The sequence below is a fragment of the Nonomuraea sp. NPDC048826 genome (assembly GCF_043198225.1).
In the GTDB taxonomy this organism is placed as follows: domain Bacteria; phylum Actinomycetota; class Actinomycetes; order Streptosporangiales; family Streptosporangiaceae; genus Nonomuraea.
Genome location: NZ_JBICUQ010000010.1, coordinates 381,552 through 398,482 on the forward strand (window position 1 = coordinate 381,552; position 16,931 = coordinate 398,482).

Annotated in this window: 18 protein-coding genes and 1 tRNA gene; 11 read left to right on the top strand and 8 right to left on the bottom strand. The window is 70.2% G+C overall.

All coding sequences use genetic code 11. The features are described 5' to 3' along the window. Positions 1 to 39: 39 nt before the first annotated feature. The 3 genes from ACGFI7_RS34530 (at position 40) to ACGFI7_RS34540 (ending at position 3,406) form a co-directional block, all read left to right on the top strand. The gene (locus ACGFI7_RS34530; RefSeq protein ID WP_393412119.1) at positions 40 to 3,003 is read left to right on the top strand and encodes a UPF0182 family protein; all 2,964 of its coding nucleotides are present in this window, start codon (positions 40 to 42) and stop codon (positions 3,001 to 3,003) included. Between the two features lie 53 nt (positions 3,004 to 3,056). Beyond that, positions 3,057 to 3,130 (top strand) — tRNA-Met (locus ACGFI7_RS34535). A gap of 117 nt (positions 3,131 to 3,247) precedes the next feature. Beyond that, the gene (locus ACGFI7_RS34540; protein ID WP_393412121.1) at positions 3,248 to 3,406 is read left to right on the top strand and encodes a hypothetical protein; all 159 of its coding nucleotides are present in this window, start codon (positions 3,248 to 3,250) and stop codon (positions 3,404 to 3,406) included. Positions 3,407 to 3,428: 22 nt separating this feature from the next. On the opposite strand, the gene ACGFI7_RS34545 is transcribed toward ACGFI7_RS34540, so the two are convergent. Beyond that, complete coding sequence (locus ACGFI7_RS34545) at positions 3,429 to 4,364, bottom strand: type II CAAX prenyl endopeptidase Rce1 family protein (protein WP_393412123.1); 936 nt, start codon at positions 4,362 to 4,364, stop codon at positions 3,429 to 3,431. 167 nt (positions 4,365 to 4,531) lie between these two features. Between ACGFI7_RS34545 and ACGFI7_RS34550 the strand changes: the two genes are divergently transcribed. Continuing rightward, the gene (locus ACGFI7_RS34550; protein WP_393412125.1) at positions 4,532 to 6,124 is read left to right on the top strand and encodes a peptide chain release factor 3; all 1,593 of its coding nucleotides are present in this window, start codon (positions 4,532 to 4,534) and stop codon (positions 6,122 to 6,124) included. A 6-nt stretch (positions 6,125 to 6,130) separates the two neighbouring features. Here ACGFI7_RS34550 and ACGFI7_RS34555 read toward each other — a convergent pair whose 3' ends face one another. Further along, positions 6,131 to 6,931, bottom strand: coding sequence for a hypothetical protein (locus ACGFI7_RS34555; protein ID WP_393412127.1), 801 nt, complete (start codon positions 6,929 to 6,931; stop codon positions 6,131 to 6,133). 257 nt (positions 6,932 to 7,188) lie between these two features. Here ACGFI7_RS34555 and ACGFI7_RS34560 point away from each other — a divergent pair, with 257 nt between their 5' ends. After that, a complete protein-coding gene (locus ACGFI7_RS34560; RefSeq protein WP_393412129.1) occupies positions 7,189 to 7,803 on the top strand; it encodes a hypothetical protein in 615 nt (204 codons plus the stop codon). A 71-nt stretch (positions 7,804 to 7,874) separates the two neighbouring features. Here the strand turns inward: ACGFI7_RS34560 and ACGFI7_RS34565 are convergent, their stop codons facing one another. Then, complete coding sequence (locus ACGFI7_RS34565) at positions 7,875 to 8,177, bottom strand: EthD family reductase (protein WP_393412131.1); 303 nt, start codon at positions 8,175 to 8,177, stop codon at positions 7,875 to 7,877. Between the two features lie 292 nt (positions 8,178 to 8,469). On the opposite strand from ACGFI7_RS34565, the gene ACGFI7_RS34570 reads away from it, so the two are divergent. The 4 genes from ACGFI7_RS34570 to ACGFI7_RS34585 are packed head-to-tail and all read left to right on the top strand — an operon-like array spanning position 8,470 to position 12,046. Further along, positions 8,470 to 10,713: a nitrate- and nitrite sensing domain-containing protein gene (locus ACGFI7_RS34570; RefSeq protein ID WP_393412133.1), complete on the top strand. Its 2,244-nt coding sequence runs from the start codon at positions 8,470 to 8,472 to the stop codon at positions 10,711 to 10,713. Continuing rightward, on the top strand, positions 10,706 to 11,131 hold the full coding sequence (locus ACGFI7_RS34575) for a roadblock/LC7 domain-containing protein (RefSeq protein ID WP_393412135.1): 426 nt from the start codon (positions 10,706 to 10,708) through the stop codon (positions 11,129 to 11,131). Before ACGFI7_RS34570 ends, ACGFI7_RS34575 begins: the two co-directional genes overlap by 8 nt. Continuing rightward, positions 11,128 to 11,478: a DUF742 domain-containing protein gene (locus ACGFI7_RS34580; RefSeq protein ID WP_393412137.1), complete on the top strand. Its 351-nt coding sequence runs from the start codon at positions 11,128 to 11,130 to the stop codon at positions 11,476 to 11,478. The genes ACGFI7_RS34575 and ACGFI7_RS34580 overlap by 4 nt, the downstream gene beginning before the upstream one ends. Then, positions 11,459 to 12,046 carry an ATP/GTP-binding protein gene (locus ACGFI7_RS34585; protein ID WP_393412139.1) on the top strand — a complete coding sequence of 196 codons (588 nt, stop codon included), beginning with the start codon at positions 11,459 to 11,461 and terminating at the stop codon, positions 12,044 to 12,046. Before ACGFI7_RS34580 ends, ACGFI7_RS34585 begins: the two co-directional genes overlap by 20 nt. On the opposite strand, the gene ACGFI7_RS34590 is transcribed toward ACGFI7_RS34585, so the two are convergent. Further along, positions 12,043 to 13,389, bottom strand: a complete 1,347-nt coding sequence (locus ACGFI7_RS34590; RefSeq protein WP_393412141.1) for a glycoside hydrolase family 6 protein — start codon at positions 13,387 to 13,389, stop codon at positions 12,043 to 12,045. The two genes, ACGFI7_RS34585 and ACGFI7_RS34590, sit on opposite strands and share 4 nt — an antisense overlap. Before the next feature lie 193 nt (positions 13,390 to 13,582). On the opposite strand from ACGFI7_RS34590, the gene ACGFI7_RS34595 reads away from it, so the two are divergent. Beyond that, positions 13,583 to 14,158: a hypothetical protein gene (locus ACGFI7_RS34595; protein ID WP_393412143.1), complete on the top strand. Its 576-nt coding sequence runs from the start codon at positions 13,583 to 13,585 to the stop codon at positions 14,156 to 14,158. On the opposite strand, the gene ACGFI7_RS34600 is transcribed toward ACGFI7_RS34595, so the two are convergent. Next, entirely contained in the window at positions 14,155 to 14,736 is a 582-nt protein-coding gene (locus ACGFI7_RS34600; RefSeq protein ID WP_393412145.1) for a class I SAM-dependent methyltransferase, read from the bottom strand. The two genes, ACGFI7_RS34595 and ACGFI7_RS34600, sit on opposite strands and share 4 nt — an antisense overlap. Positions 14,737 to 14,790: 54 nt before the next feature. Here ACGFI7_RS34600 and ACGFI7_RS34605 point away from each other — a divergent pair, with 54 nt between their 5' ends. After that, positions 14,791 to 15,258, top strand: a complete 468-nt coding sequence (locus ACGFI7_RS34605) for a group II truncated hemoglobin (protein ID WP_393412147.1) — start codon at positions 14,791 to 14,793, stop codon at positions 15,256 to 15,258. A gap of 29 nt (positions 15,259 to 15,287) precedes the next feature. Here ACGFI7_RS34605 and ACGFI7_RS34610 read toward each other — a convergent pair whose 3' ends face one another. The 3 genes from ACGFI7_RS34610 to ACGFI7_RS34620 all read right to left on the bottom strand — a co-directional run bounded on the left by ACGFI7_RS34610 (position 15,288) and on the right by ACGFI7_RS34620 (position 16,318). After that, positions 15,288 to 15,512, bottom strand: coding sequence for a hypothetical protein (locus tag ACGFI7_RS34610; protein WP_393412149.1), 225 nt, complete (start codon positions 15,510 to 15,512; stop codon positions 15,288 to 15,290). 5 nt (positions 15,513 to 15,517) lie between these two features. After that, complete coding sequence (locus ACGFI7_RS34615) at positions 15,518 to 15,706, bottom strand: hypothetical protein (protein ID WP_393412151.1); 189 nt, start codon at positions 15,704 to 15,706, stop codon at positions 15,518 to 15,520. A 207-nt stretch (positions 15,707 to 15,913) separates the two neighbouring features. After that, positions 15,914 to 16,318, bottom strand: coding sequence for a hypothetical protein (locus ACGFI7_RS34620; RefSeq protein ID WP_393412153.1), 405 nt, complete (start codon positions 16,316 to 16,318; stop codon positions 15,914 to 15,916). Positions 16,319 to 16,931 lie beyond the last annotated feature (613 nt).

Genomic DNA, 16,931 nt, shown 5'->3' on the forward strand with positions numbered 1-16,931 from the left:
GCCTTGAGCTTCCGGACCCCAGGAGCCGGCGGCAGGGCGATGCGCTTGCCCCGCCGACCGCGACTGCTTCTGCCTGTCGCGATCGCACTCGTGGCGATTGTGGCGCTTTTCTTCCTATTTTCCGGGATTTATACCGACTATCTATGGTTTGACGCGGTCGACTACACGCGGGTCTTCTCCAGTGTGCTGCTGACCCAGATCGTCCTGTTCATCATCGGGGCGGCCCTCATGGCCGGCATCGTCGGCGGCAACATGCTGCTCGCCTTCCGGACCCGGCCGCTGTTCGGGCCCGCGGTCTTCGGCGGCGGGGGCAGCGGCGCCGACCGCTACCGCCAGGCACTCGACCCGCACCGCAAGCTGATCTTCATCGTCGGCATGGCGCTGCTCGCGCTCTTCGCGGGCTCCTCGACCGCCGGCCAGTGGCCGACCTGGATCGAGTTCGCCAACGGCCAGCCGTTCGGCACGACCGACGCCGAGTTCAAGCTCGACGTCTCGTTCTTCATGTTCGAGCTCCCGTTCATCAGGATGGTGCTCAACTTCCTGTTCACCGCCGTGATCATCTCGATCATCCTGGCGGCGATCACTCACTACCTGTACGGCGGGTTCCGGCTCCAGTCGCCCGGCGTGCACGCCTCCAAGGCCGCGCGCGTCCACCTGTCGGTGCTGCTCGGCGTCTTCGTCCTGCTCAAGGCCATCGCCTACTGGTACGACCGGTTCGACCTGGTCTTCTCCGAGCGGGGCTTCGTGCACGGCGCCTCCTACACCGACATCAACGCGGTGCTGCCCGCCAAGAACATCCTCGCGATCATCGCCCTGATCTGCGCCGTGCTGTTCTTCGCCGGAGTCATCCGGCCCGGCGGCATGCTGCCCGGTGTCTCGTTCGGCCTGCTCGCGCTCTCGGCGGTGCTGATCGGCGGCGTCTACCCGATGCTCGTCGAGCAGTTCCAGGTCAGGCCCAACCAGCAGGGCAAGGAGTCGCCCTACATCGCCCGCAACATCGAGGCCACCCGGCTGGCCTACAACGTGGCCGATGCGAAGGTCGAGCCCTACAGCGCCGAGGCCGACCCCACCAAGGTCCAGGCCAACGCCGCGGGCGACGCCTCGGTGACCGGCGTCCGGCTGCTCGACCCCGGCCTGGTGTCCGCGACCTACGAGCAGACCCAGCGCATCAGGGGCTTCTACGAGTTCGCCGACCAGCTCGACGTCGACCGCTACCCCGACGCCGACGGCAAGCTCACCGACCACATCGTGGCCGTGCGCGAGCTGAGCGGCCCGCCGGAGGGCCAGAACAACTGGATCAACCGCCACCTGGTCTACACCCACGGCTACGGCTTCGTCGCCGCGCCGGGCAACCAGGTCGACTCCAGCGGTCTGCCGGCCTACGACGCCAAGGACATGCCGGTCACCGGCTCCCTGGCGGAGCGCACCGGCCTCAAGGAGTCGCGCATCTACTTCGGCGAGACCACCGGCTCCGACTACGTGATCGCCGGCGGCAACCCCGAGCGCCCGCAGGAGCTCGACTACCCGGAGACCGGCGGCACCGGCCAGAAGAACACCACCTACACCGGCAAGGGCGGAGTCCCGGTCGGCTCGTTCCTCAACAGGTTGTTCTACGCCGCCAAGTACAGCGAGGTGAACATCCTGCTGTCCGGCGACGTCAACGACAACTCCAAGATCCTGTACGAGCGCAGCCCCCGTGACCGGATCGCCAAGGTGGCCCCGTTCCTGACGCTCGACTCCGACCCCTATCCCGCGATCATCGACGGGCGGGTCACCTGGATCGTCGACGGCTACACCACGTCCAACGCCTACCCGTACTCGCAGAGCGAGAGCCTGCAGGACATGACCCGCGACACGGCCACCGACCGGTCCCGGGTGATCGCCCAGCAGCCGCAGGACAAGATCAACTACATCCGCAACTCGGTCAAGGCCACGGTCGACGCCTACGACGGCACCGTCACGCTCTACGCCTGGGACCCCAACGACCCGGTGCTCAAGACCTGGAGCAGCGCGTTCCCCGGGATCATCCAGCCGAAGACCGCGATGAGCGAGAGCCTGCTCGCGCACGTGCGCTACCCCGAAGACCTGTTCAAGGTGCAGCGCTACACCCTGTCGCGCTACCACATCACCGACGCCGCGGCCTTCTACAGCGGCCAGGACTTCTGGAACGTCCCGAACGACCCGTCGCAGGGCGACCAGAACGTCAAGCAGCCGCCCTACTACCTGACCACGACGATGCCGGGCGGCGAGCCGACGTTCTCGCTCACCACCACGTTCGTGCCGAGGCAGGGCCCCAACCTGGCGGCGTTCATGGCCGTCGACTCCACGGCGGGCGACGGCTACGGCAAGCTGCGCATCCTGCGCATGCCGTCCAACACCCCGATCCCCGGCCCCGGCCAGGCGCAGAACGCCTTCCAGAGCCGGTTCGCGGGTGAGCTCAACCTGCTGGGCGTCGGCGCCTCCTCGGTCCGCTACGGCAACCTGCTGACGCTGCCGTACGCGGGCGGGCTCGTCTACGTCGAGCCCGTCTACATCCAGGTCGCGGCGGGCGGCGGCCAGGAGCCGTACCCGATCCTGCAGCGCGTCCTGGTCTCCTTCGGCAGTGAGATCGGCGTCGCCCGGACCCTCAACGAGGCGCTGGGCCAGGTCTTCGGCACCGAGGACACACAGAACGACCAGCAGCAACAGCAGCCCAACCAGGAAAACCAACAGCAGCAGCAACAGGGCACCTCTGCCCTGCAGGCGGCGATCGGCGAGGCCCAGAAGGCCTACGACGACGCCACCAAGGCCCTGCAGAGCGACCCGCCCAACTGGGAGGAGTTCGGCAAGGCCCAGCAGCGCCTGGACGAGGCCCTGGAGAAGCTCCGCACCGCCGGGGTCACCCCGTCGGTCTCGCCCACCCCCGCCCCGACCGGGTCCCCGGCACCGAGCCCCAGCGGGTCACCCAGCCCGACCGGGTCACCGGCGCCGTCGCCGAGCCAGTCACCGGCGGGAGGGTCTTAGCCCGTCGATTTGCGCAAGCCCCGTGTCAGGGATAGTCTTTAGACACACACCGACGCGGGGTGGAGCAGTTCGGTAGCTCGCTGGGCTCATAACCCAGAGGTCGCAGGTTCAAATCCTGCCCCCGCTACAAAGAGGAAACGCCCTCCGGGATCATCCCGGAGGGCGTTTCGTATGTCGGGCCTCAGACGCCGACCGGTCACGAATGAAGAAGCGCCGGGCACGGGGTCTTCGTACCGTGAGTCGTATGTGCATGTTTCCGCATCTGCGCGCGAATTCCGACCTGAACGACCACGTCCGCGACGACGACCTGGCCGACCAGCTCGGCCGCGACCTCCCGATGGTGACCACCGGAGCCGGGGCCGACCGGCCGGACATGGCGCCGGCGCCCTCCAGAGCTGCCTGAAGGGCGCCGCGCCCCCCACGGGTCAGCCCCGGTGGTCGGCGGCCTCCGGCGCGGGGTCGTCGGCCGGCCGGTAGCCGAGCCGCCCGCGGGTCGCGACGAGCACCACGAGCGCGGCCGTGGCGCCCGCGAGCAGGGTCACCCGGGACGCGTGCTCGATGGAGGCGATCGACGGGAACATGTCCTCGTACAGGACCGACATGAAGTTGTTGACGCTGACGTGCAGCAGCATGATCAGCGGCAGGCTCTGGTTGGTCCGGTTGAACACCCAGGTGACGACCACGCTGAAGGCGCAGCAGAAGACGACGAACTCGCCGATCCGCGTCCAGGTGACGTCCGGCCAGCCGCCCCACTCGCTCAGGTAGAGCGGCAGGTGCCAGAGGGCCCACAGCGGGCCGAGGACGAGCGTGCCGCCCAGCGGCCCGTACTTGCGCTGCATGCGGGGCAGGGCGAAGTCACGCCACCCGGGCTCCTCCGCCAGGCCGGTGGTCACCATCTGGATCACCAGGGCCGGCAGGTAGCCCACCAGCAGGGCGGCCGACGGCATGCGGACGTCCCCGTCGGACAGCGCCAGACCGGCGGCGATGATCGCCGCGGGCACGCCGAGGCCCGCCAGGGCGTACCAGCCCCAGTTGACCCGCCAGTTCGTCATCCGCCGGACCCAGCGGCGGATGCCGTCCCTGCCTTCCGTCACCGCCGTCACGATGAACGCGGACAGGATGGGACCGAGATAGGCGCCGGGGAGGACCCCGAGCAACTGCGTGCCGCCGAGCAGTGAGGGGTAGGCGAAGTCCAGCACCCCCAGGCCGGTCGCCGACAGGATGTAGGGCAACCAGGCGATCCAGCTCATCAGGTTGGCCAGGACGAAGAAACTGAGCAGCGGGCGGCGGCTGATGAGGCCCCGGATCCCGGACTGGCCCGGTTCCCGCCGGGGGGCGTCCAGCCGGCTGTTGACTGCCATGACGAGGTCTCCTTGGGGAGTGTTTGACTGACGGCGATCAGCACACCAGTCATGGCCTCGTCAGTCGCTCCCGCGTACGCCCCAAGGCGGAGTACAGCCAGCGGTACCAAGCTGATTTCCGGCTACCCTCTCGTAGTGACACGGGTGGGAAGGGCAGAGGCAGAGCGATGATCGACATCACGGGGGAAGGCGCGCGCCGCAGGACGTTCGCCGTCATCAGCCATCCCGACGCGGGCAAGTCCACGATGACCGAGGCGCTCGCCCTGCACGCCTCGGCGATCACCCAGGCCGGGGCGGTGCACGGCAAGGCCGGCCGGCGCGGCGTCACCTCCGACTGGATGGAGATCGAACGCTCGCGCGGCATCTCCATCACCTCCGCCGCGCTCCGCTTCGACTACCGGGGCCACGTGTTCAACCTCGTCGACACCCCGGGCCACGCCGACTTCTCCGAAGACACCTACCGGGTGCTGGCCGCCGTCGACTGCGCGGTCATGCTCATCGACGCGGCCAAGGGCATGGAGCCGCAGACCATGAAGCTGTTCCAGGTCTGCCGCCACCGCCGCATCCCGGTGATCACGTTCGTCAACAAGTGGGACCGTCCCGGCCGCGACGCGCTGGAGCTGCTCGACGAGATCGAGGAGCGTACCGGCCTGCGCCCCACCCCGGTCACCTGGCCGATCGGCGCGGCCGGTCACTTCCTGGGCGTGGTCGACCGGCCGGCCGAGCGGGCGGTCCGCTACGAGCGCACGCCCGGCGGCGCCACCAAGGCGCTGACCCGCGAGCTGACCGCCGAGCAGGCCGAGGCCGAGCTGGGCGACGACTGGCGGCAGGCCGGCGAGGAGGTCGCGCTGCTGTCGGCCATCGGCGCCGACCACGACCAGAAGACCTTCGAGGCCCACGAGTCGACGCCGGTGCTGTTCGGCGCGGCGCTGTCCAACTTCGGGGTGGCGCGGCTGCTCGACGCGATGGTCGAGCTGGCGCCGCCGCCGGGCCCCCGCCCTGACGTGGCAGGCGCCGACCGCCCGCTGGACGCGCCCTTCTCCGGGCTGGTGTTCAAGGTGCAGGCCAACATGGACCGCGCGCACCGCGACCGGATCGCGTTCGTCCGGGTCTGCTCCGGGCGGTTCGAGCGCGGCATGGTGCTCACCCACGCCGCCACCGGGCGGCCGTTCGCCACCAAGTACGCGCAGAGCGTCTTCGGCCAGGACCGCACCACCCTGGACGAGGCCTTCCCCGGCGACGTGGTGGGCCTGGTCAACGCCGGGGCGCTGCGGCCGGGCGACACGCTCTTCGAAGGCCGGGCGGTGACCTTCCCGCCGATCCCGAGCTTCGCCCCCGAGCACTTCGCGGTCGCCCGGGTCCGCGACTCCGGCAAGGCCAAGCAGTTCCGTCGCGGCATCGACCAGCTCGACGCCGAGGGCGTCATCCAGGTGCTCCGCTCCGACCTGCGCGGCGACCAGGCGCCGGTGCTGGCGGCGGTCGGGCCGATGCAGTTCGAGGTGGTGCAGCACCGCATGGCCGCCGAGTTCGGCGCCGAGATCGGCCTCGACCGGCTCGACTACACGCTGGCCCGGCGCACCGACGCCGCCTCCGCGCCGGCTCTCGACCGGGAACGCGGCTGCGAGGTGCTCACCCGCGCCGGCGACCAGGCGCTGCTGGCGTTGTTCACCGACCAGTGGCGGATGCGCACCATCGCCCGCGACCAGCCCGGCCTGACCCTGGAGCCGCTAATCGCCGACACCAGCCAGGAGCCGCGCTGACCGCCGCTACCCGTTCTCCTCGGCCCAGCGGGCGTACTCCTCGCGGTCGCCGCTCAGCTCCGGCATCCACAGCCCGGCCTCGCGGGGGTCGAGCGCCAGCAGGCCCGGGACGTCCTTGTTCCAGCCGTCGGCCATCTCGGCGACCATCTCGCGAAACTTGACCTCCAGCTTGCGCCGCACGAACAGCAGGCCGACCGCCGCGAACGGCCGCACCCAACCGCGTCCCCGCACGACCACCGTCAGCCCGAGCCGCCACTTCCCGCCTTCGGCCGCCGGGCTGATGCGCAGCTTCGCCTGCCCGTAGTGATGGCGGATCAGCACCGTCGCCGGCGTCTGCCGCCGGCCGCCGGCCACCTGGTCCCACCACTGCCGGCAGTCGAGCTTGGCCGCCCACGACCACCGGTGCAGGCGGCCGGCGGCGTGGTGCGCGCCGCCGGTCGTGACCGACCGCAGCGCGTCGGGGCCGGACAGCTTCACCGTCCAGGCGGTCTTCTCGTCGTCGGCGTGCCAGGTGGTGACGGCCGCGCTCACCTCGCTCGTACGGTCCCATGAGGTGATGACCAGCTCGGTGGTGGTGCCGTTGCCGCCCTCGTCCTGCGCCGGGTCGGTGTGGCGCTGGTAGCGGGCGCCGGCGGTCAGATGGTCGCCTGCGACGAGCGTGACGTCGGCGAGGTCCTCGTCGCCCTGGATCCATCCCTCGTCGTCCAGGGTGAGTTCCTCCGCCTGGTCGAGCAGGGCGCGTACGTAAGCCTCCAGCCAGTCGCGGGGGATCGCCTCGACGACGGCCTGGGCTTCCAATCGGGCCATGCGCATCATGGTCGCCGCCGGGCCGACCCCGTGTCCAGACAAGCCGACGCCCTCCAGGGCTTCTCCCGTGGAGGGCGCCGATCAGGGCATTGGGGGTCCTTACGCCATCAGCACCTCCTGCCGCTGTCGAGGGTGTCTCTCGGAAGTCCCGGTTCGTGAAGAGGTACGGGGGAGCGGGCGGTCAAGTTCACCCGAGATCGCGCGGCCGCGCGGCCCGGCCGCGGGTGGGGTTGACTGGCGTCGGAGGTGAGCGCCGGATGAGCCTGGCTGATCGGCTGCGGCTGTTCGAGCCGATGCTCGACGACCTGATGAGCACGTTCGGGGTGGACCCGGACCCCGGGTTGGAGGACGACGACGACCCGGTCTCCGCCGCCTACCGCCGGTGCGAGGTCAAGCGGCTGCGGCTCGGCCGGGCCTGTGAGGCGGACCCCGAGGGTGTCGGGCGGCACGCGGACGCCCTCCTGCGCGCGATCGTCCACGACCACTGCCCCAGCGGTGACCGCCAGCTCGTCGAGCCGCTCGCCGCGGTGCTGGGCGGCCAGGAGGTGACCGAACGCGTCCTCGACCGTCTGGAGAGGGGTCCGGCCGTCGAACGGCTGGGGGCCGCGATGGCCTACTACTGGTCCTCCATGTCCCGGCACGACCCACCGGGCGAGGAGGCGCGGGCCGCGTACGAGACGAGGTACCGCCACGCCTGCCTGCGCGCGTTCGTCGCGTCGGACGACCCGGCAGACAGCCTCTACTTCTCCTTCCACTTCACGCTCGACCCGGCCGGCTATCCCGACGCGCTGCGCGGAGAGGTCGAGGCGGCCACCCGGATCGCCCGCGCCCACCCCGACCGCTACCGCGGGGGCGAGGCGACCGGATCATGAGCGCCCGGGACGACCGGTAGACCGGCCGGAGGCCGCCCCGGTGCTGTGACCGGACGGCCTCCTGCGGACGGTCAGACCACCAGGTCCGCCGGGCCGGTGAGCATCGTGACGCCGCCGCCGGCGAAGTTGGCCAGGTCGGCCACCGCCTGCTGGCCGACGTCGCTGCCCATGGCCGCGTTGAAGGCGGCCTCGTCCTCGAACGTCAGCACCGCGACCAGGTAGTAGGCCGGGTCCTTGCCCCCGGGCCGGATGGCGGTGTAGGAACGCAGGCCGGGCAGCCGGGCGGCGAGAGGGGCGTGCACCTCGTCGTAGTGCTTGTCGAACGCGGCGGTGCTCTCCGGGTGGTGGTACAGCGCGAGGAGCTGGTACGCCATGACGCCTCCAGATGTCGAGTTGCCTCGATCAAACATCGGCTGGAGGGCGAGCGGTAGTCCCCGCCCGGCGTGTCGCCTGGTGCCGCGATCATGACAAACGGTTGTAAACCTCAGTATGTGGCGAATTAGATATCAAAATCTCAACTTTCGTGATGCCGGGTTGTAGCGCATGATGCTCAGCGGCATAGTGGGGCAAATCACAGCGCGCATTCGTCGCGGGAGTGCTCTGCAGGCACTTGCCGCCCCTCCGGCATCGACTATGCGCAGGCAACGCGCGGATTGGATGAAGCGTATGAGAGCCGCCCCGCCGATCCGTGCCAAGATCCTGCGCATCCTCATCGTGCCGCTGGTCTCGCTGATCGGCTTATGGGGGTACATCGCGTACACCATGGTCAGCGAGACCTCCGGCTTCGCGAACAGCCGCAGTGAGTGGGACGCCATCGGCATCCCGGCCCGCGACCTGATCGCCGAGTTGCAGCAGGAGCGGCAGCTGACCGCCGAGGCGGCCGGCAACACGGCCGGCGACGCCCAGCTCGGCACCCAGCGCCAGCACACCGACCAGGCCGTCGCCCGCATCCGCGACGTGGCCGCCACGGTGACCGGGGACGTCAGCACCCCGCCCGCGTCCGTGCGCGCGCTGCTCGACGAGCTCGACGGACTGCCCAGCCTCCGGGCCGGCGCCGACCTGGAGCAGGTGCCCCCGCTCGCCACGACGGAGAAGTTCGGCACGATCATCACCGCCGCCAACCGCCAGTTCACCGGCGCGGAGAACATCACCGCGGTGTCGTCGTACCGGGTGCTGCGCGGCCTCGGCTACTACGGCGCCGTCGACGAGTACCTGGCGCGGGAGAACGCCATCCTCACGCCGGCGCTGCAGCGCGGCGAGATGACCAGGTCCGAGCACAGCGCGTTCGTCGCCGCGATGGCGGGCCGCCGCATCCAGCTCGCCAACGCCGACCGGGACATGGGCCCCGAACTGCGGGTCTGGCACGAGGATCTGCTGTCGTCGCCCGCGTACCAGCGGTTCGTCACCGCGGAGGACGCCGTCTTCCACTGGAACAAGACCGGCAAGCCGCCGATCCTCGCCGAGTCCTGGCGGCGCGACATCGGCGCGGTGCACGCCACGCTGAGCGGTAACTACACCAAGGAGCTGGCCCGCGCCACCGCCAAGGGCGAGGACCTGGTCCTCGCCGGCCTGCTGCGCATCGTGCTGGTCGTCGGCCTGGGTCTGCTGGCCGTCATCCTGTCGATCGTGCTGTCGTACCGGTTCGGCCGCTCGCTGGTGAACGAGCTGAAGAAGCTGCGCGGCTCGGCCGTCGAGCTGGCCGAGGTGCGGCTGCCCCGGCTGGTCGAACGGCTGCGCCGCGGCGAGGACGTCGACCCGGACGAGACGCCGGAGCTGGAGCGCGCCCGCACCGCGGAGGTGGAGGGCGTGGTGCAGGCGTTCTCGGCCGTGCAGCGCACCGCCGTCGAGGCCGCCGTCGGCCAGGCCACCCTGCGCAAGGGCGTCGGCCAGGTCTTCCTCAACCTGGCCCGGCGCAACCAGGCCCTGCTGCACCGCCAGCTCTCGCTGCTGGACGCGATGGAGCGCAAGGCCGAGGACCCGGACACCCTCGAAGGCCTGTTCAAGCTCGACCACTTCACCACTCGCATGCGCCGCCACGCGGAGAACCTCATCATCCTGTCGGACGCCGCGCCCGCCCGCCGGTGGCGGGACCCGGTGCCCGTCTTCGACGTGGTGCGCAGCGCGGCGCTGGAGGTCGAGGACTACACGCGCGTCACCATCCAGCCGATGTCGGACGGCCCGCTGCTCACGGGCAGCGCGGTGACCGACGTCATCCACCTGGTCGCCGAGCTGCTGGAGAACGCCACCGCCTTCTCGCCGCCCAACACCGGCGTGCAGGTCCGCGGGCTCACCGCCGCCAACGGCTTCGCCCTGGAGATCGAGGACCGGGGCCTCGGCGTGAACCCCGCCACCATGGATGAGCTGAACGCGCAGCTCGCCACCCCGCCCGAGTTCGACCTGGCCCGCAGCGACCGGATGGGCGTCTTCGTGGTGTCCCGGCTGGCCGCGCGGCACGGCATCAAGGTCACGCTCCGCCCGTCCCCGTACGACGGCACGACCGCGATCGTGATGCTGCCGGTGAGCGTGCTCGCCGAACGCGCGCCCGTCCAGCCGCCGCCGCTCGGCTACTCGCTGTTCGAGCCCGGCCGCCCGGTGCCGCCCCCGCCGCCGCGGGAGGTGCGCCCGCCCACCCCGTCGCGGACGCTCACCCCGCCCGCCGGCCCGATCCCGCAACAGGCCAAGGCAGCCGAGCCGGACGACGACCTCGACGGTCTGCCGGTCCGGGTACGCCAGGCACATCTCGCACCACAACTACGGAAAACACGCACAGAGCAGGAGACGGACGTCTCCACCCGCGCCCCCGAGGAACTGTTCAGCCTGATGACCTCCATGCAGGAAGGCTGGCGGCAGGCACGCAGGGAGACGGACGGCGACCGTGACGTGCGCGACGAAAGGGATTCCCATGGCTGACGCGAGATCTGAGCTGAGCTGGCTGCTCGACGACCTGGCCAACCGGGTCGCGGGCGTGCGGCACGCGGTCCTGCTGTCCGCCGACGGCCTCACCATGGGCGGCTCCCAGGGGCTGACCAGGGAGGACACCGAGCACCTCGCGGCGATCGCGGCAGGCAGCCACAGCCTGGCGATGGGCGCGGGCCGGCACTTCGGGATGGGCGGCGTCCGCCAGACGATCATCGAGCTGGAAGGCGGCTTCCTGTTCGTCACCGCCGCAGGTCAGGGCGCCCGGCTGGCGGTGCTGGCCGCCGGCGACGCCGAACTGGGTCTGATCACGTACGAGATGGCCCTGCTCGTCCGGCGCGTGGGCGAGCACCTGACCGCGCTGCCGAGAGGCGCGGCCCCCGCGCCGGTGTGGAACGGGATGACACCGTGACAGAAGACGATCCAGGGCCTCTGATCAGGCTGTACGGGCTCACGGGCGGCCGGGCGCGGCCCCAGGGCGAGGCGTTCGACCTGGTGGCCATCGTCGCCACGGTCCGCCTGCCCCAGGAACCGTCCGTGCTCAACCCGGAGCATCACACGATCCTGCACGTCTGCCGCAGACCGACCCCCGTGGCCGACGTCGCGGCCGGCCTCGGCCTGCCGCTCAACGTCACCCGCGTGCTGCTCGGAGACCTCCGCCGCGAGGGACTCGTGAGCATCACCCCGCCGAAGCCCGCCAACCAGTCGATCGACGAACGTACTTACAGGGATGTACTGCATGGAATTCGCAGGCTTTGATCGCCCCCGGCCATCCGGAGGGACGCTCACCGCGACCGCCCTGAAGATCCTGGTGGCCGGCGGCTTCGGCGTGGGCAAGACGACCATGGTCGGCACGATCAGCGAGATCCGCCCCCTGCACACCGAGGAGCTCCTCAGCGACCGCGGCGTGGGCGTGGACGACGTGTCCGGGGTGGAACGCAAGGTCGCCACCACGGTGGCGCTCGACTTCGGCCGCATCACCATCCGCCAGGACCTGTGGCTCTACCTGTTCGGCACGCCCGGCCAGGACCGGTTCTGGTTCATGTGGGACGAACTCGCGCTCGGCGCGCTGGGCGCCGTCGTGCTCGCCGACACCCGGAGACTGGCCGACTGCTTCCCCGCCGTCGACTACTTCGAACAGCTCAAGCTGCCCTTCGTGGTCGCGGTGAACTGCTTCGACGGGGCCCGCCGGCACGATCCTGGGAAGGTGCGGCGGGCCGTCGGGTTGGACGAGAAGACTCCTGTCGTCATGTGCGACGCGCGCAACCGGTCCTCGGTCAAGGACGTGCTGACCACGCTCGTCACGCATGCGATGGAGACCCGCTAGCGAGTGGTGCAGGTGATCGGTGTCGGCGAGGCCGCCTGCCCGTTGGCCAGGAAGCCGAACGTGGTGCTGGCCCCGCCGGCCACGTTGCCGTTCCAGCTGAGGTTGCCGACGGTCACGGACGAGCCGGAGGAGTTCAGGTCGCCGTTCCAGAGCTGGGAGATCGACTGACCGCCGCCGAAGGACCAGCCGACCTGCCAGCCGCCGATGGCCGCCGCGCCGGTGTTGCGCACGGTGACCTCGGCCTGGAAGCCGCCCTGCCAGCTGTTGATGATCTTGTACTCGGCCGCGCAACCCTCACCGACGGTGGGCGTGACGGTCGGGGTCACGGTGGGCGTCACGGTGGGCGTCACCGTGGGAGTCACCGTGGGCGTCTGGGTCGGCTCGCCGGCCGCGATGGCCAGGTCGTAGGCGCGCTGCGGCACGAACTGCCCCGCCGACGCGATGCAGCCGTCGGCCTCACCCGGCGGCTTCACCCACAGGAACGCGTCGATCATCGAGTCGCCCGTCTCGGTCGTGCTCCAGGTGCCCGTGGCACGGCCGGCCGGGTCGCACCACTCGCTGCCCGACGGGCCGTTGCCGTTACGACTGGTGTCGATCACCGCGCGCAGGCTGGAGTCGCCGGTCGCCGAGATCACGCTCTTGGCGTACGAGACCAGGCCGGGGGTGGAGCGGTAGTTGGAGGTGTTGACCGCGATGCCGTCGGCGCTGGTGGACACGTTCGCGCCGCGCAGCCGGTTCGCCGCCTCCCCGGCCGACAGCCAGGCGTCGTGGCCGATGTCGTAGTACACCTTCACCTGCGACGACGTCGCCTTGAACCGCTGGCCCGCGTACGCCATCGACGCCTGCACCTGGGCCTGCTCGCCGGAGTTCATGCAGTTCGACATGATGGCCAGGGCGTCCGGCTCCAGCACGATCGTGGCCGGCCGGCCGCCGAGCCCGGCCGCGATCTGGTCGATCCAGGCCCGGTAGGCCGTGTGGTCCGGCGCCCCGCCCGCGCTCGGGCCGCCGCAGTCGCGGTTCGGCATCGCGTACACGGACATGATCGGGATCTTCCCCGCCGCCGCGGCGGCGCCCACGTAGGCGTCGACCTGGGCGCGGACGGTCGAGGGGTTGTACGTGGCGAACCAGCGCCCCTGCGGGACGGCGGCGATCCGGTCCCTGATCACGGGGGCGCGGCTGTCACCGGGGTTGGCGGCCACCCACTTGGCGGCGTTCGTCTCCGGGTCCACGTAGAACGCCGAGTCGGCGGCCTGGACGGCGGACGAGGAGAAGATCGCCGCCCCCGCCGCGGCGGTGGCGACCGCGGTGAGGAGGGTGGCGAGCACGGGTCTGCTGCGAGACATGGATACTCCGTCCTGGTATGGGAGCGCTCCCACGCATGGTAGGGAGCAGCCGCCCCCGGCCAGAAGCGCGTTCGGCCCACCGGAACGCAAAGGCACAGGCGGGAGGCCCGGCATCGGCTGAAACTTTCACCCAGGGTTACGACTGGTCGCGATCCTGCCGGTCAACGGGCCCGCTCTTGCTATGGTCCCGTGTGTGCGTGTCCCCGTGACGGGTTCTACCGGCAGGGTGCGGTGGCTCTGGCTCGTGGTGCCGGCCACGCTCGCGGCCCTACTCACCCTCATCGGGATGGTCTTTCCCGGCGGCAGCCTTTATGTCCTGTCTTACGCCGTCCTGTTCTGGATCCTCGCCGCGGCCGTGTGGACCGTCCTGCTCTGCGTCCCCCGCTACCGCAAGAACGCCGGCATCGCGGTCGCGCCGCTCCTGGCCGCTCTCACGTACGCGACGGTCGCGGCCGACCTGCCGATGCGCGCGGCGTTCGCGGTCTCCGAGCCCGCGCTGACCGCGTACGTGCGCTCGCTGCCGCTCCACCCCGACCACGTCACGGTGGCCGACGCCGAGAGCGGGCTCGGCGTCGAATGGGTGGGTCTCTTCCCGGTCGGCCGCGCCGTGCGCCACCTCGACCGGGCCGACCTGGGCGTGATCGGCTCGGGAGGATGGCTGGAGTTCTGCGGGCTGACGTACGTGGACGGCGAACGGCTCAGGACCTACCGCTTCTCCTCCGTCGACCGGCTCTCCGAGAGCTGGTACGCGACGTGCGAGGATTTCTAGTCCGTACGGCTCACGAGCAGATAGCGCCAGAAGAGGAGGCGCCGGATCCGGGCGCCGGGCAGGAGAGCCGCTGCCTGTTCCCTGACCTCATCGAGCGTCATGACGGGCTGCTTGACCGGCGCCCGCACCGGTGACGAGCTGCGCCGCCCGCTCAGCGCCAGGCGCGCGACGGCGTTGACCGGGGAGGCGGCCAGGGTCGTGAGGTGATCGCCCGCGGTGCTCTCCCGGTAGCAGCCGAGCACCGCCAGCACACCGCCGGGCGCGAGCGCGGCACGCAGCCTGCTCACCGTCCCGAACGGCACGTGATGCAGGCTGGCCAGGCACGAGATGAAGTCGTAGTGGGCCTCGGGCAGGTCCATGGTGGTGATGTCGTCGTGCACGTAACGGACGCCCGTCGTGCGCGGCGCCGCCTCGATGACCTCTTCGGCGGGATCGACCGCGTCCACCGTCATGCCCCGGGCGGCCAGCCGGCGGGCGAACAGCCCGGTGCCGCAGCCGACGTCGAGCGCCAGGGCGGCTCCGGGCGGGACCTGGCGGAGCAGCAGGGGGTGATAGTGATCGTTGTGGTCGAAGGCCATGGCGTCGAGTATCGGGGTATTGCCCGACGGCCAAGGCGATGATTACATCATTACATGACCGAAGAGAATGTCCCGACGCTCTACGCGTGGGCCGGCGGCTCCGAGGCGCTCGAGCGGCTGACCGAGGTCTTCTACCGCCAGGTCGTCAAGGACGAGCTGATCGGGCCGCTGTTCGCCGGCATGGACCCCGATCATCCTCGATATGTGGCCATGTGGCTGGGCGAGGTGTTCGGCGGGCCCGCCCGCTACACCGGTGAGCGCGGCGGATACCCGCACATGCTCGCCCACCACCTCGACAGGGGCATCACCGAACCGCAGCGGCGCCGGTGGGTCAGCCTGCTCATGGACGCCGCCGACGAGGCGGGGCTGCCGGACGACCCGGAGTTCAGGGCCGCGTTCTCCGGCTACATCGAATGGGGCACCCGGCTCGCGCGCGCCAACTCGCAGCCCGGCGCCACGCCGCCCCGGCAGGCGCCGGTGCCGCGGTGGGGGTGGGGCGTCGCTCCGCCGTACCAGCCCTAGAACCTTCCGTGGCACTGCCGGTATGAGGCCTAGAACTCGAAGTCGATGTTCGGCGGCTCTTCCAGCGGGTCGACGAAGGTGTCGGACTCGCGGGGATCCTCCTCACGCACCCATCGGGTGATGCCGCGCGGGATCTCGTCGTCGATCTCCACAATCCGGTGCCGCTGCGGGAACACGTCCTCGTACATCGAGGCCCACGACAGCTGCGGGTCGTCCCCCAGGTCCTTGCCGATCTCGTATCGTTGCTCGCTCATCGAACTCACGCCTTGCCGATCATCTGGACCGTCTTCCTGGCAGCCCAGCCGAGCAGGAAGAGGGCGACCAGTGCCTGAGTGACACGTGACCAGAAGGCGGCGGTCACGTCCGCGTAGACGACCACGCCGAGCCACATCAGGTTGAATACGGCTACCAAGGTGATGGCCGCCCAATTCTTCCCTCTCTGCCACATATGCGCAGTCTTACAGTCGCATCCCCAAGCCGGGGTATGCCGTGGGTCACCGGTGCGTCGTTTGCGTGCCGGGCTTGCCGGAGCTTCCGGTCGTACCGACGCTGCGCGAGGGAGCGCCGAGGCGAGTGACGGCCGGCGCCCTCGTACGGCGCGGTCGTCAGCCGGCTGCTGTGAAGTGCGGTGTCCGGCGGGGAGGGAGGCCGAAGGTCAGCGGCGGAGGGTGCGGACCGGGCCGACGCAGCGGCGCAGCCGGACGCCGCCGCGCGGACGCGGCTTGGCCTGCTGCTCCGCCAGGCAGGCGAGCAGCGCGGCCGCCGTCTGCGCGTCCGACAAGATGCGTTGTACGGCCTCGCCCTGCTCCGGCAGCTGGCCCCGCTCGTCGAGCTCGTGCTTCACGAACGTCATGGGGTCGGGCGCACCGGCGTACTCGGCCGCGACGGTCGCCCGGGCGGCGGTCAGCAAGCGCAGATAGTGGGTGCGCAGCACCGCCTCACGCATCCGGGACTGCTCAAGGTCGTCCACCAGCATCCTGGCCACGGCCAGCAGGTCGCCCGCCTCGGTCGCCGGGTCGGCGAGGAAAGCACGGATGTCGTCGAATTCCGAGCGGGTCATGGGGGCACCTCCGGAGAGCGCAGTCTGCTCGTGAGTACTTCGTACCGCCGGGGTGTTGCGGACCACTTGCTGTTCGCTTGCCTGGGCTCCGCAAGTCCTGAGGTTTGGGTGTTCTCTGGGGAGGGAAGGACCTGATGATTACCTCTGTGGGGCCGAGATGGTCTTGGAGGCTGCTAGAGTTGCTCAGGCAAGGGCAACGCGGGGCTCGCGAGAGTCACGGAGAAGCCCGGCAAGCCCCACTTCCTCACCGAATGTCCGGTTGGTTCGCATCTATCCGGATCGGCTGGTAAGTTAGAGGGGTTGCCCCGGAGACGGGGCGGTTGCTGATTTCCGCAGCTCGGAAGGGTCCGCGTCAATTTGACAGGGGCTCGGAGAGCCGGAAAAATAAGTGACACAAGACGAAATGAACGCCTCTGCGGCAGGGGCCACGGGTTGGATCTTGCCGGGATGGACGCGTCCGTTTCTTGAGAACTCAACAGTGTGTTAAAAGCCAGTGCATGATGCACAAACCCCGTCATTTTTGACGGATTCCTTTTTGGTTGGGAATCAAACCATTCATTGTTTGGAGAGTTTGATCCTGGCTCAGGACGAACGCTGGCGGCGTGCTTAACAC